The following is a 16,499-nucleotide window of genomic DNA, read 5'->3' as shown; positions in this document are numbered from 1 at the left end:
CAATACAAGCTAAAAAAACGACGAAATGATCAAAAGCTGTCTCCTGTAAATGGAGACAGCTTTTTAAATGTATGGTTTTAATGCTGTTAATGATAGATAATTATCGAAGCCTTCTATTCTGGAAACTGGTGATGTTACGGTTTCTTTTTGGCTGTTTATAATTTCTTCAAATGATAGAGGATTCGGATTTGGCAACTCGTTTGGTCGTACTTGTAAATTTTTATTATAATGTACGAAGAACGCGTTTGCCATTAGACGATATCCTTCCATCGAAGGATGCACATCTGCCGGATTCGGAATAAGTTCTTTTGCTTTAGGTGCAAATGCTTCTTCTACTGATATAAATTTCGCACCATTACTTTCTGCTTGCATTTTTAATATGGCATTTAATGTATCCAATTCTCTTTGAACACCTTGTTTTTGCGATTCATGTGCATGTGGATAAGCAAAATAATATCCCATTACATAAATTTTAGCTTTCGGAGCAGCTTCTTTCACTTCGTTTATAATTTCGGTGATATTTTTCCTTACACTATTTAATGCAAAATCAGCCGGAATTTGTTGATACGAAAGCGAGCCGTCCGATGGGTTTGCTTGAACAAGTCTTAGTAAATCATTTGCACCTGCAGAAATTGTAACAAGCGTCGCATTTTTTAGTAGTGCTTTTGCTTCTTCCGACTGCACCGTGGATAATACATCAGCAGTAGTGAACCCAGGAAAAGCCAGTTCTTTCGAATAAAACGCAAGCTGACGCGAACGTTTCAATTCTTCAGCTATTAAATCTGCATAACCAGCATCAATCGCACGGTTTGGGGTTTGTCCCGCAGCTAAGGAGTCACCGATCGCAATATACACTTCCGAACCCTTTGCTTCAACCGGTAAAGCCGAAAAAGGAAGCAGTAAAAAAACGATTATTATAAACCATTTCTTCATGCAATGTTCAACTCCTTAAAATGCCCATGTACCTTTCCGGAAAATAGGCTCCATTGTACCATCTTCTAGTTCACCCATAATATCCATATCTGCGCTGCCAATCATAAAATCTTCATGGACAATCGATGTATTAAGTCCAAGTCGTTCTAAATCTTCGTGAGATAATCCACGAGCTCCCTCCACACAAGTTGGATAAGCTTCCCCGATGGCAAAATGATTCGATGCATTTTCATCAAACAATGTGTTGAAGAACAATACATTCGACGCAGATATAGGAGATTCATGCGGAACTAATGCAATTTCTCCTAAATACTTAGCACCTTCATCAGTTTGTGTTAGTTCGTGTAAAAGTTCCTTACCAATTGATGCCTCTATTTTTGTAATGGCACCATTTTCAAAAGTTAACGTGAAATCATCCACGATATTTCCTTGATATACAAGGGGCTTTTTATTTTTCACATAGCCATTTACACCAGTTTTTAGAGGAGCTGTATATACTTCTTCCGTTGGCATATTGGCAATATAAGGATCATTTTGTGCATTTTTACTAGCCCCTGTTAACCATATATGGTCTTTCGGTAACTCTACTTGAATATCGGTTTCTTCTGCTTTGTAATGGAGCTTTTTAAAACGCTTTGCATTTAAAAGCGCGGCACGTTTTTCTAAGTTTTCAATATGTTCTTTCCATTTTTGTACCGCATTACCTTCCCCAACTCTCACTACTTTGAAAATAAGTTCCCATAATGCTTCCATTTGCTGTTCAGCATCTAACTTAGGGAACACTTTAGCAGCCCATTTTTCAGAAGGTATTGCAACGATGGACCAAGTAATGACATCATTCATTACTGCTTTTCGATAGTTTTCCAACGCTTTTCCGGATACCTTTTGAAAATTGGAAATTCTGTCAACTGACACACCTTCCAATAAATCTGGATTGTCCGCGTCAATCCATAATAATGCACCTTTGTTTTCGATTAACTCGTCTCGTTGCATTGCTAACCATTTTGGATATTCATGAAATGCTTGATCTGGGGCTAAATCGTAAAATGCACGAGCGTTTACTTCGTCCGTATAGTTGACGTCTACTCGTTTTGCTCCTGCTTCATACGCTTTTTTTACAACAAGCCGAGTAAACTCTAGGGTTTCTGTTGTTGTTCCAATTAATAAAGGCTGATCCTTTTGAATGTTTAAGCCAACTTTTACAACTAGCTCTGCGTATTCTTCTAGTTTTTGTTGGAAATTCATCTTTATTTCCCCTTTTTCTCTACTGTTTTAGAGTTTCCTTCTATTAACGCACCGCGATGCCAGATTTTTTGAACCGGTTTACTCGGAAGTTCTTTTGTCCATTTTTTATACGTTTTCTCATCTGAATAAGTTAATAAAGTCAATACTTCCCCATCTTTTCCTGCGCGACCAGTGCGCCCTGAACGATGTAAATATTGTTCGATCGAATGCGGGACATCTACATGAATAACATGAGTTAAACCAGAGATATCGAGACCACGTGCAGCAACATCTGTCGCTATTAATATGCTCACTTTTCCATTTTTAAAATCGTCTAATGCTTTTTTACGTTCTTCTTTTTTCATTTCTGAATGAAGTGAAACGATCGGTGCATCTCTATACGATAACTTGGAATCTTTCATCAATAATTGGTCTAAACTATTTACAAATGCAAGTCCTTTCATGCCTTCTAAATGCGAGAGTCTTCTTAACAGATCCGTTTTATCGCGAGTCTCTGTTTTAACAAAACTATGGATGACTTCGCCTTTTGCAGGAATCTCCTCCGCCGATACTTGAATACGAATAGGATTATTCATCATTCTTTCTGCCACTAGTTCAATTTCATCGGTTATCGTAGCAGAAGTAACAACTAACTGTCTTTCAACAGTTGCATCGATCAAGCCTTTGACAGTTGTTCGGTGTTCCCTACTTAATAGTTGGTCCCCTTCATCGAGAACAATCGTTTTAATTTCATGCATTTTAAGTTTTTTCGTTTTTACAAGTTCTTGCAGTCGCCCAGGTGTTCCTACTACAATTGTCGGCTTCTTTTTCAATGTGTCAATTTGTCTTTGGATATTAGCTCCTCCGATTAATTGTGCAACGGTAATGTCTGTACCTGCAATCCACTCGCGAAAAACTTCAATAATTTGCATGCCAAGTTCTTGAGAAGGTACAACGACTAATGCTTGTACTTGCTTCTTCGTAGGATCTACTTTTTGTAAAAGCGGAATAACGTAAGCTAATGTTTTTCCTGTCCCAGTTGGAGATTCTGCTACTATATCTGAACCATCCAACATATGTGGGATTAGTTTGGTTTGTATTGGCATCGCAAATGCGAAATTTGCCTTCTCCCATTTTTCTCGTAATGGTTCCTTTAAATTTTGTAAAAAAGTCAAGTTTTATTCCACCTCATCTATGTTTGATTCAAGTGTACCACACTTTTATTATCGGCAATTAGCGTTTCATAATTGTTAGAATTCATAAAAAAAGTGCCTGTCATATCGGCACTTTTTAACTTTCTTCTTCTGCTATATATTCTTTCATTAATTCATAATAATTTAGTTGGTACAATTGTCTTCCATTAATTTTAAATACGCCTTTCTTCACTAAATCCTCCATCATTTTATCTCGTTTTTCTTCCATTTTTGATTCTTTCGTTTGCATGTTCATAGATGTCTCCTTGCATAGTTAATACTGTGTATGTTTACCCGTTTAAGAAAACTTTAAACTATTTTTTAAACGCTTTCGAAAAAACTGGAAAACGCTTATGGATGAATAAATAACATAAATATCCGAAAAAAGCACCTAATGTATTTAACCAAAGATCGTCCACATCGCTGCTCCTATTTTGAGGAATTTGCGTAATTTCAATAAAAAGCGATATACATAATCCAATGATCACTGTATTCGGAAAATATACCAACCTTCTATAAAGCAAGGGCAATAAGAAACCGATAGGCATAAACAAAATAATATTCCCTAGAAAGTTAATATAAAAAGGTTGCCAAAACCCTAAATATACAATTGCATTATAAGTCTCTTTTACAACGCGGAACAGCTGTAGGTTGACGGCTGTTCCGTAAATTTGCTCCGCTCCTGACTTCGGAATAATAGTTTGCGAAAATAAGCCAATAAGTACACATACAAATAGAAGAAAACCGATTTCGTGCAAACTTTCCTTTACATTAAACCCTCTCTTTTTCCAACGAGCGATACGCCAAATAATTACAATCGGCAGTGCTATACAAATAAAAAAGAACATATCGTCTAAGTAAGCTATAATGATATTCATTTAATCACCTGCTAACAATTCCTCTAAAAATTTTTCACGATGGTCTAAAAAGTATTTGGTTATTTGGTAATGACCCGTCATTTCATATTCTACCTCTTCAATTTTGCCATGATCAAAACTAAGAATGGTTGCATTAGGATAACCTAAAATAATCGGTGAATGCGTTGCAATGATAAATTGACAACCTTCTTCCTCCACAAGATCATGCATAATGCGTAAAAAAGACAGCTGTCTTTGTGGAGATAACGCGGCTTCTGGCTCGTCCAATAAGTAAATAGCACGACCATTGAAACGATTTAAAAATAAGGAAAGAAATGATTCCCCATGCGATTGTTCATGTAAAGATTTCCCACCATAACTATCTAAAACACCCGGAATCTCCCTTTCCAGTTCGTCAATATGCGAAGCGAATTGATAAAATGATTCTGCTCGCAAGAAGAAACCATTCGTTACTTTCGGCATCCACGACAATCTGATATATTCTCCTAGTGCGCTTTCGGCAGCATCTGCTTCATACAAATTATTTTTGCTTCCACCAGCCATATTAAACTCACAATTATCCGCAATACCTTCTAGTAAAGTCGATTTACCCGTTCCATTTTCACCAACTAAGAAGGTCACACTACTTGTCAGCTCAAGCTCTGTTAAATTTCTGATTGTTGGAATCGTAAATGGATACTGATTTTCTACGTTTTCTGCACGATTCAATATCGAAACTTTTTTCAAAAACATATGTATCCCCTCCTGCTCATACTATCTATTAATAACTTCGAAAGGCTGTGAACCTTGAATCTACCCACTCGCATTGAAACAAAACATATCTTTAAACATTCGCCTAGTGTAAATATCTACTATCCCATTGTAACTAACTTAACCCATCCACATATAGAAAAAAAGATTAATGCGGATATTATTACCGTTTTGAATAAGCTTTTAATCGAACAAGGATTTTACAATGAAAATTTAGTAGAGATGATCGGCTACTTTGAAATAAAAAATAATCAACGCAATATTTTGAGCTTATCTTTGATTGTATACTCTTTTACCGGTGGTGCACACGGTCTAACTCTTTGCAAATCCCTAACTTTTGACGTCACGACTGGTAAGCAATATGCTTTAAAAGATTTATTTAAACATGACAGTAATTATGTAAAAGTTTTATCGGAAATAATAAAACAGAAAATGGTCGCATGGGATGTTCCTTTATTAGAAGAATTTAACGAAATGAGCCCCGACCAAGACTATTATATTGCCGATCATAGCCTCGTGATTTATTTCCAAGTGTATGAACTGACGCCTTATGTATTTGGCTTTCCTTATTTCCCAATTGCGATTAAAGATATAGAGGGCATCATTCGACCGGATGGACCTCTCGATAAAATGCTAGCATTCTAGTGACAGTCTCTCTTTACTAAGGTAAAGTATTAGTAAAGGGGGATTTACTATTGAAAGCACTATTTTTTGACTTAGATGATACGTTATTATGGGATAATAAAAGCGTGAAAACCGCATTTCAAAAAACATGTGCGCATGCATCCACTAAAGTAAATGTCGATGCAGCGTCACTAGAACTTGCCGTTCGAGAAGAAGCAAGCGCCCTATATGATACATACGAAACACGTCCTTTTACACAAATGATTGGCATAAATCCGTTCGAGGGATTATGGGGCACTTTCGATGACCCAACCGAAGATTTTCAAAAGATGAAAGCCATTATTCCCGAATATCAAAAACAAGCATGGACAAATGGATTAAAAAAATTGGGAATTGAAGATCAAGCACTTGGATTGGAGCTCGCTACCTATTTCCCAAACATGCGTAAAGAAAGTCCGTTTATATATGAAGAAACTTTCGAAGTACTTGATCAATTAAAAGGAAAATATACACTTCTTTTAATGACAAACGGTTCGCCTAGCTTACAAAACACAAAGCTAGAAATCTCACCAGAAATCGCTCCATACTTCGATCATATAGTCATTTCCGGAGCATTCGGAAAAGGAAAACCAGATCCATCGATATTTCAACATGCCTTAGATTTAGTCGGACTTACAGCGGATGACGTATTAATGGTCGGGGATAATTTAATGACCGATATACTCGGCGCATCCAAAGTCGGTATGAAATCTGTTTGGATCAATCGAGAGAATAAAGCGGCAAGTGATGAAGTAAAGCCTACTTATACGATTGAGAACTTAAGAGAACTTTTAGCGATTGTTGAATAAAGTAAAAGCTAGTCCAAGGTTTGGTGACCTTGAGCTAGCTTTTTTACTGGTTTCCGTTAGGGCATGCGCGCATAGCGGCGGTTTTTGCTCGATTAAGCACTTTTTATGCTCGCTCCCCTTGGATATGCGCGGATATCCTCTTTCTTTGCTCGTAATCGGGTTTAATTACAAATCAATCGGCGTTGCATCATAAATATCCTCTAAGCCTTTTAATTGCTCCACACCTGTTTCTTCCACATGCTTATCAATAGAAAGCATCATAATCGCATCCCCACCAACTTCAGAACGGCCAACTTGCATCCCTGCGATATTAATACCTTCCGTTGCAAGTAGCGTTCCTACGCGACCTATAGCACCTGGCTGGTCTTTATGGCGAATGAACAATAAATAACCTTCTGGCACTACGTCTACAACAAAATCATCCACACGCACGATTCGTGCTCCTAGACCGTTTAACAGAGTACCGGATACTTTACGTGTTTCCGTAGCTGTTTTCACTTCGACAGTTATCAAACTAGTGAATCCTTTAGACTTTGTTGTTTTATGCTCATTTACAACAATGCCAATTCGATCAGCAAGGAATTTAGCATTTACATCATTGACTGATTCGCCAAGTTTACTTTTCAATAAACCTTTCACTGCATTTCTTGTCAGTGGACCTACCGTCATATTAGCTAACTCACCAGAGTAGTAAATATTTAATTCTTCTGCTACACCGTCTGCTAAGTCACTTAAAAAGGCACCAAGTTTTTCTACTAGGTTAAAGTATGGTTCAATTTTTGCCATAATATCTTTTGGTACAGATGGAAGGTTTACTGGGTTCTTCACAACTCCACCTTGTAAAAAGCTTACAACATCATAAGAAACATCCACTGCAACAATTTCTTGTGCCTCTACTGTACTTGCACCTAAGTGAGGTGTTGCGATTACTTGCGGTAGCGTAAGAAGCTTATGATCTAAAAACGGCTCTTCTTCAAATACATCTAATGCCGCTCCAGCTACTTTTCCTTCTACAATCGCATTGTACAATGCATCTTCGTCGATAATGCCCCCGCGTGCACAGTTGATAATTTGCACGCCGTCTTTCATTTTTTCAAATGCTTCTTTATTAATTAGATGACGCGTTTCTTTCAGTAGTGGTGTGTGCACTGTGATAAAATCAGCAGCACTGATTACTTCATCGATTGTCCCAAATTGAACGCCTAGTTTTTCTGCTTTTTCCGGTGTCAAAAATGGATCATAAGCAATCACATTCATTCGTTGACCTTTTGCACGCGCTGCTACTTCTGCTCCTATTCTCCCTAGGCCGACTACACCTAGTGTTTTGTTTTTAAGCTCCACCCCAATAAAAGATTTGCGATCCCATTTTTGATTTTTCAAAGCATGGAAGGCTTGTGGAATATTGCGTGCAAGAGACATAAGCATGGCTACTGTATGCTCGGCAGCTGAGTTTGTATTGCCGTCTGGTGCATTTACAACGATAATTCCACGTTCTGTTGCTGCAGGTAGGTCGATATTGTCTACCCCAACGCCAGCTCGACCTATGATTTTTAGTCTTGTACCTTTTTCAATAATTTCGCGAGTTACTTGCGTTTGGCTGCGAACAAGTAATGCATCAAACTCTCCAATTCGTTCTCCCAGTTCTTCTGGTGATAAATTCGTTTCTATCACAATATTAAAACCTTCTGCTTGTCTTAAAGGATAAATGCCATCTTCACTTAGTGGATCACTTATTAATATATTGAATGCCATTATTTATTCTCCCCTTCATTTAAATAGATTTGTTGTGCTGCAGCTGTAGCCTTGCCTAGTTCGATATCTTTTCCGATTTTCTTTAATGCTATTTCAACTGCACTAATAATTTGAAGCACATCCGCAGGAGAGCAATATCCCATATGGCCGATTCGGAAAATCTTGCCGGTTAAATGCTGTTGACCACCTGCAATAGAAATCGCAAATTCTTGCTTCAATATTTTTCGGAATTCCTCTGCATCGAAATCTTCCGGCTGAACAGCAGTTACAGTTGGTGAAGCATCTTCATCCGTTGTTAATAATGGAATATTAATCGCTTCGAACGCAGCTCGAGTCATTCTTTTTAACAAATCATGACGGCTGTATACATTTTCTAATCCTTCTGCCTCGATTAAAGTAAGCACTTGTTCTAGACCAAATAGTAAAGAAAGTGCAGGAGTGAAAGGTGTTGTATCTTTCAATAAGTTGTCTCTATATTTCTTTAAGCTAAAGTAAAATCTAGGTTGCTCATTTTCTTCGATCACTTTCCATGCACGTTCACTAGCGGCAACAAACGTTAAGCCAGCTGGCAACATGAATGCTTTTTGAGAGCCGGTTACCATTACATCGATTCCCCACACATCCATTTTCGTTTCAACCCCACCGACACATGAAACACCGTCTACTACGACTAAGGCTTCTGACACTTCCTGAATCGCTTTTGCAAGTCGATCAATCGGATTAAGTACACCTGTAGATGTTTCGCAATATGTAGAGAAAACAACTTTTACTTCTGGATGCCCTGCCACATAATCTTTTACTTCTTCCGGGTCTAATGCTTTCCCCCACTCCACATTTAACACATGCGTTTTAATATTGTAGGCCTCACAAATTTTTGTAAAGCGATCGCCAAATGCTCCTGTCACAACAACAAGTACTTCGTCGCCTGGTTTCACTACATTGACTACAGCAGTTTCTAATCCCGCTGTTCCGCTCCCTGCAATAATCGCTACTTCTTGTTCTGTTCCAAAAACACGTTTCAATCCAGGAGCAATATTCTTCAACATTTGTGATGTTTCTTTTCCTCTATGCCCAATCATTGTTTGGTTCATTGCCCGCTGGACACTTGGTGGAATTGGGCTCGGCCCTGGAATTCTTAAAATGGTTTGATCTTGTAACATGTTCATTCTCCTCCCTATTTTGAAAAACAAAAAAGCCCTTCGCTCCCTACATATACATGTAAGGGGCGAAGAGCTTGTAATAAACTCACGCGGTACCACCCAAATTTACTGCAAAAAATCTGCAGCCTCAATAGAAATATGCTTAACGCGCATTGCACGGATGAACCTACTAGATCTTTCAGCTCACCAATTCAAGAGTGGAACTCTATAATCGAAATCACTGATTTGCACCACCCATCAGCTCTCTTAGATTTCAAATTATAAAACTTGTCTCTATCCAAATTGTTTACGTGTTATTGAATTTAAATCCATATTATCAGAGTAATTTTTATTGTCAATATAGTAAAAATATTTGAAAGCGTTATCATTTAAAATTCGTATTTAAAAACGTTGATTTAGCGCCTTTTTCAATAATAAAAATTTTTAATGAAATTTTATAATTCGTGTTTCATTAATCAATGTATAAAATCACCAACTATTAACAACATATAATAAGTAATAATCGAACTTTAAATGTTTTTAAAATACTTTCGTTCGTGTTAGAATGAATTTACTTTTATTTGTTCCGACAAATATGTTGACTAAAACAACTATAGTTTGTACACTGTATAAAATCATTTGTTTTTTCTGGAAATACACTCACATATTAAAAGTAAGGATTTGATAAAATGAAAGTAAGTAAATTTGGTGGGACATCTGTAGCAAATGCGGAACAGATAAAAAAAGTAGCAGCAATCGTAAAAGCAGACCCTTCTCGGAAATTCGTAGTCGTGTCAGCACCTGGAAAACGATACGATGCTGACAAAAAGGTAACGGATTTATTAATCGAATTAGCAAATGCGGCACTACATAATGAAAACGTCGAAGAAAAATTGCAAAATGTGGTTCAGCGTTATAGAGAAATCGCAGAAGGACTTGGATTAGATCAAACGATTGGTGATGTGATTGAAAAAGACTTACGCACTCGTACCCACGAAGATAAAGCTAATATAGAACTATTTGTAGATAATATAAAAGCGAGTGGAGAAGATAATAACGCGAAACTTATTTCTACATATTTTACTAGCATTGGTATGCCAGCCCAATACGTTAATCCGAAAACAGCAGGTTTAGTCGTGAACGATTTACCGGAGCGTGCACAAGCATTACCCCAAGCTTACGACAATTTAAGCACACTACGAAACAGTTCGGAAATCATCGTATTCCCTGGATTTTTTGGCTACACAAAAGGTGGAGTTCTTCGCACATTCGAACGTGGTGGTTCCGATATAACCGGATCCATCGTAGCAGCGGCAGTACAAGCGGAATTATACGAAAACTTTACGGATGTCGACTCTGTTTTTTGCGCAAATCCAAGAGTTGTTAATAGTCCTGCAGAAATCGAAGAAATAACATACCGCGAAATGCGCGAACTTTCTTATGCAGGCTTCTCCGTTTTCCACGATGAGGCTTTAATGCCTGTTTATAAAAGCGGGATTCCTGTTTGTATAAAAAACACAAACAACCCTTCTGCTCCAGGAACAAAAATCGTAGCAGAGCGAAAAGCTAACCGTCGACCCGTAACTGGAATTAGTGCAGATAATGGGTTTTCTATTTTGTACGTAAGCAAATATTTGATGAATAGAGAAATCGGTTTCGGTCGTAAACTACTTCAAATCTTAGAAGAAGAAAATATCTCATACGAGCATACGCCGTCAGGTTTAGATGATATCTCCGTTATTATGCGAAGCCATCAACTGACACCTGAAAAAGAAGTGCGTATTATAGACCGTGTTTTAAACGAGCTTCATGCAGAAGATGTGCACTTCCGCCATGAATTTTCGATGATTGTAGTTGTTGGAGAAGGTATGAACAATAGCACGGGACTCGCAGCACGAGCGGCAACTGCTATTTCTAGAACTGGTGCCAATATCGAAATGATTAACCAAGGATCATCCGAAGTTAGTCTTTCATTCGGTGTTCATAGAAGTAATGAAGACAAAATATTACGCGAACTATATAGTGAATTCTTTGCACCTGTAACAGTCGGATAAATAATCATAACCTCCAAGAAACGTGGATCTTCTTGGAGGTTTATTCATGATGCGTATGTTATAAGAATGTTACAGGTGCCTGGCACCCGTAACATACTTGTCAAAGACATGGCATATGGTTCAAACGGTTTGTTTTCACATAATGAACGAGTGTCATTTTATCATTTACTTTCCATTGCTCATCCCTTTGCACATAGCCCATTTTTTCATATAAATAACAGTTTCTTTGTTCCTCTAATATTGTATCCAATTCCCAGCTCTTCGCTTCTGGGTATAAGCTTTCAATACGCATTATCACTTGTTGGGCAATACCCTTCCCTTGAAATTCATCTAGAATATTAATCATATGAAGTCTCATAACACCAGGTGACTTTGGATACACATGTACGCTTCCGATAAGCGAATTTCCTAGCGTTATTTTAAAGTAGTCGCCAGTTTTCAAACGCTCTTCAAAACGCTCAAACGTCTGATTTACCGGGGTTGTTTCATGATCTTCATATTTTGCATACAAGGGTGTAAATACTTTTCTTTGTAATTCAAACAACTCTTCCGCATCTTCCGCAGTTGCTTTTCTTAGCGAAATCTTAGATTGAATTATTGTAAATAAAACCTCTAGAATATGATATGGAATAAATTCTCCGCTTTGAACTAACTCCAAAATTTCGTCCATAGAAGCCCATTTCGCATCCGCCACTTCTTCATATTGTAGGCTCAATTCCCCTATATCTACATTTTGCATAACAAGAAAATGATCGTCAAATCCCCTTGGAAACTTGATTGTAAATAAAATCTCTGAATTGGACATCTCTAAGTCAATTCCAAGCTCTTCTTTTACTTCCCGGATTGCAGCCTCTTCACTTGTTTCACCTGCAAGTGCTGATCCGGCAGCTGCACAGTCCCACATATTGGCCCAACCTATTTTCCAAGGCTGTCTTCTTTGGATTAAAAGTTGCCCCGCTTCATTCATTATCCAAACATGCACGACTTGATGAAAATCTCCTTCCTGCAAATCCTCACCACGGATATGCATTTTCCCTGTTTTTTCACGGAATTCATTATAAATATCCCAAATTTCCATTTTCTCATCACCCCTATATTTATTCGATAATTATACCATTTAAATCACTTTTGATTGACATCATGATTTATTTATGGGATAATGCGATATGTTGACAATTTTGGTACGGCATAAATTTTAGAAATTTGGCATTCTGCTTTATGTGTTTTTGATAATACTTATTCACACTGGCGCGGCTATAGGGTCGCAAGGACGTAAAAGAAGGTAGGGTTTACGTTGCTTAGGTTAGAAAGCAACCAGTGGAACAATTTACCGCGGCATTGAAAGGGAACTCTTTCATGTAGATTATTCCCCGAATTTTTTCGGGATGAAATTTAAAATTCAAAAGTTATGTTATACCTATACAAAATCAAGGGGTACTCTTTCATTAGAGTGCCCCTTGTCCAATTTACGCAACTATTTCTTTTTGTTTTTTCTCATATTCTTTAAACATCACTAAGTAAATGAATCCACTAACTATCGCTAAAACCGCCAGTATAACAAACGTCCAAGTAAAGCCGATCCACGTTACAAGCGGGAATACTAATGGTGCAATCGTTCGTCCAATCGTGTACCGTAAACTTGCCGCTGCAAAATATTGACCACGCATATCGGCAGGTGCTAGTTTAGACACAAAGCTTTCTTGCAATCCTACTGTCGCGAGCTCCCCAAACGTAAATATCGCCATCGCGAGAACGAAGACCCAGAAATTTGCGGTCATCGGGAAAATCAGCATTGCAACCATGTATAAAAACGACGAAAGAAAGAACACCCATTTTTCTGGATATTTAGTCATCCATCTTGATACAAATACCGTTAATAACACAACTAATAGCCCATTCTCGGATAATAAAATACCGAAAGAACCTTCACCAGTTATAGACCATTCCCTACCAAAGAAATTCCCTAATACTTGCTTATCGATTACTTCTTTCATATAAACAGGTATCAACATATCTAACTGCATGAACGTTTGTGCAAGCAAAATACCGGCAATGATAAAAAGGAGAAACACTCTATCCTTCACGATTAATCCATAAGCCTTCACTTGATCGACTACCACTTGCATCCAGCCATTTCCGCCTTTAGCAGCTAGTTGATTTTTCATCTCTTCTGGTAATGTTTCTTCCGTTAACAATCGAAGTGCCAAACCAACTAAACAAAATATAATACCAGCAGCAAGCAGTAAAATAAAGCGATGTTGGAAAAACAGTACTGCTCCAACGATTGGCCCAATTACTACCGAAATATTGATAGATGTATAGAACACTGAAAAAACAGTACTCCTCTGATGCTCCGGCACAACGTCTGCAACAATTGCCTGACTTGCGGGATGATAAAACGATCCGGCTACTCCTGCTATTGTAAAAGCTAGGAAACTGAGCATTGGAGAATCCAACCAAGGTGAGTTGGCGAACGCGAAAAGTATAAACGCTCCCCCTTCTACCGTTGCGGAAAAGAACAACATGGTTCTTCTACCAAACCGATCCGCACAGTAACCCCCGATTAAATTTGCCGCGACAGAAAATACTTGTGAAATGACAAGTAATATTCCAGCCATACTAGTTCCAAATTCATCCGCAAAATAAATAGCAAGAAACGGAAACACCATCCAAAAACTTAAATTACTAAAAAACTCGCCGAACAATCGGACTTTTAAAGGCCTATCCCAATCCCTAATTCTCATCTTTTTTTCCTCGTATCTTATAGATTATACAATCCTATCATAATACTTCGGATTTCGAAACAGAAAATTAGGCTTTTACATATGTTTTACAAACAAAAAACTGTTCTCAGGCAAAATGGACCTTTAGGATAGCATAAGTTTGCTCTTTTTTAATAAAATTACCTCACATGTAGTAGCGATAAATCCAATAAGTGGATAAGGGCAACTAATCGAGCATTGAAAGCAACCAGTTCTATTCGAAAAGCAACTAAATCAACGCGAAAGCAACCAGATCCGCACGAGAGCAACTAAATTGCCGATGAAAGCAATCAATTCTTAAAATAACAAGTTTACTTAGTATGGAGATGACAATGACTACGACGCATTCCCTCTATAGCACGCATTAGTTTTCGCCTATAAAAAAGTGCGAAGGTATAGGAACCTCCGCACTTTATTGGTTATATTATTTTCTAAAAGGAATCATATTAAAGATAATGTTCAGCACGATTGCCGTTACACTGCCAGCTACAATTCCGTTACTTGTTAAAATTCGGAAGCCATTCGGAAGAGATACAAATAAGTCTGGAACTACTGTAACCCCAAGTCCCATACCAATCGAACAAGCAATAATCATCGAATTATCCCCTGAACCTGACACTACTTTACTAAGCATTTTTACGCCTTGGGCCACTACCATCCCGAACATAGCAATCATTGCGCCACCAAGCACAGACGCTGGAATAATAGTAGTTAGCGCGGCTATTTTAGGGATGAACCCGAGTGCTATTAGCATACCGCCCGTTATGTAAATAATATTTTTCGTTTTAACACCCGACATTTGCATTAAACCCACGTTCTGCGAAAAAGTAGTATATGGGAATGAATTGAAAATACCACCTAATAACACGGCAATACCTTCTGCACGATAACCCTTGGCCAAATCTTTTCTCTCTATTTTTTTCTCGAGAATATCACCAAGTGCAAAGTAAACGCCGGTCGATTCGACCAACGACACCATTGCTACCAATATCATCGTAAAAATTGGTGACCATTCAAAAGTCGGTGTACCAAAGTAAAATGGCTGGATCATATGAAAATAACCTGCTTCTGCTACAGGTGAAAAATCTACTTTCCCCATAAATATCGCTGCAACGGTACCAAGAATAATACCAAGTAAAATAGAAATTGCCTTAACAAAACCAGTTGAAAAACGATAAAGCAACACGATGAAAAGTAATGTACCAAATGCTAATGAAATATTAGAAATAGATCCAAAATCACTTGCACCTTGACCTCCACCCATATTATTAATCGCAACAGGAATAAGTGTAATCCCAATAATCGTTACAACCGAACCGGTTACTACCGGCGGAAAAAACATCACAAGATATCCAAAAACTCCACTTACCAATACTACAAAAACACCCGATACGATAATCGCTCCATAAATAGCGGAAATACCATATTCCCCGCCGATTGCAATCATTGGACCTACTGCTGTAAAGGTACACCCTAAAACAACAGGTAATCCAATACCGAAAAAGCGATTGCTCATTACTTGTAAAATGGTTGCAACACCGCACATTAAAATATCAATAGCAACTAAATAGGTCAACTGCTCCGAATTAAGACCAATCGCCCCACCTACAATAAGGGGAACAATAACCGCTCCAGCATACATAGCCAGAACATGTTGAATACCAAGTGCTGTATTTCTTAAAGTATTGTTCATGAGATTGGGTCTTCCTCATAAAAAGCAACTTGTCCACCAGTTAAAGATTTAATATTCGCAAGAGATTCTACTCGAATTCCTCTTTCACGAATAAGATTACCACCTGTTTGGAACCCTTTTTCAATGACTATTCCTATACCCGCATTTTTAGCATTTGCCTGTTCTAAAATCTCAATCAGTCCAAGAGCCGCTTGTCCATTTGCCAGGAAATCATCAATGATCAGCACGACATCATCATTGTTGATAAAATCTTTTGAAACGGAAATTTCATTCGTTTCATTTTTCGTAAAGGAATGCACTTTCGACGTGTATAAATCCCCGGATAAAGTTAGTGATTTACGTTTGCGAGCAAAAACAACCGGAACGCCTAAAGCTATACCCGCAAACATAGAAGGTGCGATACCTGAAGACTCGATTGTTAAAATTTTCGTAATGCCCGCTTCTTTAAAGCGTGCAGCAAATTCTTCTCCAATTGCCTGCATTAGCACAGGGTCGATTTGATGGTTCAAAAATGTATCTACTTTCAACACATTTTCAGATAAGACTTTACCCTCTTGGACAATTTTTTCTTTTAATAATTTCATATTCATTTGATTCCCTTCGTATTAAATTTTTCAAACAAAAAAGCCCGAAGACCTTGTCCATCCAT

At 37.9% G+C, this 16,499-nt stretch carries 15 protein-coding genes, 1 pseudogene and 1 other annotated feature; of the genes and pseudogenes, 3 read left to right on the top strand and 13 right to left on the bottom strand.

All coding sequences use genetic code 11. The features are described 5' to 3' along the window. Nucleotides 1-63: 63 nt before the first annotated feature. The 6 genes from AC1DFT_RS13675 to AC1DFT_RS13650 form a co-directional block, all read right to left on the bottom strand. Entirely contained in the window at nt 64-933 is an 870-nt protein-coding gene (locus tag AC1DFT_RS13675) for an SGNH/GDSL hydrolase family protein (RefSeq protein ID WP_478159307.1), read from the bottom strand. Nucleotides 934-948: 15 nt separating this feature from the next. Then, nucleotides 949-2,178 carry an aminopeptidase gene (locus AC1DFT_RS13670; protein ID WP_478159306.1) on the bottom strand — a complete coding sequence of 410 codons (1,230 nt, stop codon included), beginning with the start codon at nt 2,176-2,178 and terminating at the stop codon, nt 949-951. 2 nt (nt 2,179-2,180) lie between these two features. Further along, nucleotides 2,181-3,332, bottom strand: coding sequence for a DEAD/DEAH box helicase (locus AC1DFT_RS13665; RefSeq protein WP_478159305.1), 1,152 nt, complete (start codon nt 3,330-3,332; stop codon nt 2,181-2,183). Nucleotides 3,333-3,447: 115 nt separating this feature from the next. Then, a complete protein-coding gene (locus tag AC1DFT_RS13660) occupies nt 3,448-3,606 on the bottom strand; it encodes a Fur-regulated basic protein FbpA (RefSeq protein ID WP_478159304.1) in 159 nt (52 codons plus the stop codon). A gap of 58 nt (nt 3,607-3,664) precedes the next feature. Further along, on the bottom strand, nt 3,665-4,228 hold the full coding sequence (locus tag AC1DFT_RS13655; protein WP_478159303.1) for a VanZ family protein: 564 nt from the start codon (nt 4,226-4,228) through the stop codon (nt 3,665-3,667). Then, a complete protein-coding gene (locus tag AC1DFT_RS13650; protein WP_478159302.1) occupies nt 4,229-4,960 on the bottom strand; it encodes an AAA family ATPase in 732 nt (243 codons plus the stop codon). It lies immediately after the preceding gene. Nucleotides 4,961-5,014: 54 nt separating this feature from the next. Between AC1DFT_RS13650 and AC1DFT_RS13645 the strand changes: the two genes are divergently transcribed. Both AC1DFT_RS13645 and AC1DFT_RS13640 read left to right on the top strand, forming a co-directional pair. Next, complete coding sequence (locus AC1DFT_RS13645) at nt 5,015-5,623, top strand: DUF3298 and DUF4163 domain-containing protein (RefSeq protein WP_478159301.1); 609 nt, start codon at nt 5,015-5,017, stop codon at nt 5,621-5,623. 50 nt (nt 5,624-5,673) lie between these two features. Further along, entirely contained in the window at nt 5,674-6,450 is a 777-nt protein-coding gene (locus AC1DFT_RS13640) for an HAD family hydrolase (RefSeq protein ID WP_478159300.1), read from the top strand. Nucleotides 6,451-6,615: 165 nt separating this feature from the next. On the opposite strand, the gene serA is transcribed toward AC1DFT_RS13640, so the two are convergent. Beyond that, entirely contained in the window at nt 6,616-8,202 is a 1,587-nt protein-coding gene (gene serA, locus AC1DFT_RS13635) for a phosphoglycerate dehydrogenase (protein WP_478159299.1), read from the bottom strand. Further along, a complete protein-coding gene (locus tag AC1DFT_RS13630) occupies nt 8,202-9,362 on the bottom strand; it encodes a pyridoxal-phosphate-dependent aminotransferase family protein (protein ID WP_478159298.1) in 1,161 nt (386 codons plus the stop codon). The genes serA and AC1DFT_RS13630 overlap by 1 nt, the downstream gene beginning before the upstream one ends. Before the next feature lie 58 nt (nt 9,363-9,420). Beyond that, nucleotides 9,421-9,651 (bottom strand) — a binding site (T-box leader). 379 nt (nt 9,652-10,030) lie between these two features. On the opposite strand from AC1DFT_RS13630, the gene AC1DFT_RS13625 reads away from it, so the two are divergent. After that, nucleotides 10,031-11,395 carry an aspartate kinase gene (locus AC1DFT_RS13625; RefSeq protein ID WP_478159297.1) on the top strand — a complete coding sequence of 455 codons (1,365 nt, stop codon included), beginning with the start codon at nt 10,031-10,033 and terminating at the stop codon, nt 11,393-11,395. A gap of 100 nt (nt 11,396-11,495) precedes the next feature. Here the strand turns inward: AC1DFT_RS13625 and AC1DFT_RS13620 are convergent, their stop codons facing one another. From AC1DFT_RS13620 to AC1DFT_RS13600, 5 genes and pseudogenes are all read right to left on the bottom strand, one after another. Next, nucleotides 11,496-11,939, bottom strand: coding sequence for a GNAT family N-acetyltransferase (locus AC1DFT_RS13620; protein WP_478159346.1), 444 nt, complete (start codon nt 11,937-11,939; stop codon nt 11,496-11,498). Nucleotides 11,940-11,990: 51 nt separating this feature from the next. Then, nucleotides 11,991-12,473 (bottom strand): annotated as a pseudogene (locus AC1DFT_RS13615) (NUDIX hydrolase); the annotation flags it as partial. 388 nt (nt 12,474-12,861) lie between these two features. Further along, on the bottom strand, nt 12,862-14,139 hold the full coding sequence (locus tag AC1DFT_RS13610) for an MDR family MFS transporter (protein ID WP_478159296.1): 1,278 nt from the start codon (nt 14,137-14,139) through the stop codon (nt 12,862-12,864). Nucleotides 14,140-14,581: 442 nt separating this feature from the next. Further along, nucleotides 14,582-15,850, bottom strand: a complete 1,269-nt coding sequence (locus AC1DFT_RS13605) for a nucleobase:cation symporter-2 family protein (RefSeq protein WP_478159295.1) — start codon at nt 15,848-15,850, stop codon at nt 14,582-14,584. Beyond that, nucleotides 15,847-16,434: a xanthine phosphoribosyltransferase gene (locus AC1DFT_RS13600; protein WP_478159345.1), complete on the bottom strand. Its 588-nt coding sequence runs from the start codon at nt 16,432-16,434 to the stop codon at nt 15,847-15,849. Before AC1DFT_RS13600 ends, AC1DFT_RS13605 begins: the two co-directional genes overlap by 4 nt. Nucleotides 16,435-16,499: the final 65 nt, after the last annotated feature.

The sequence above is a fragment of the Psychrobacillus sp. 05T411 genome (assembly GCF_056396485.1).
The sequence above is the reverse complement of the archived record's forward strand: the minus strand, read 5'-3'. Positions and strand labels throughout refer to the sequence as shown.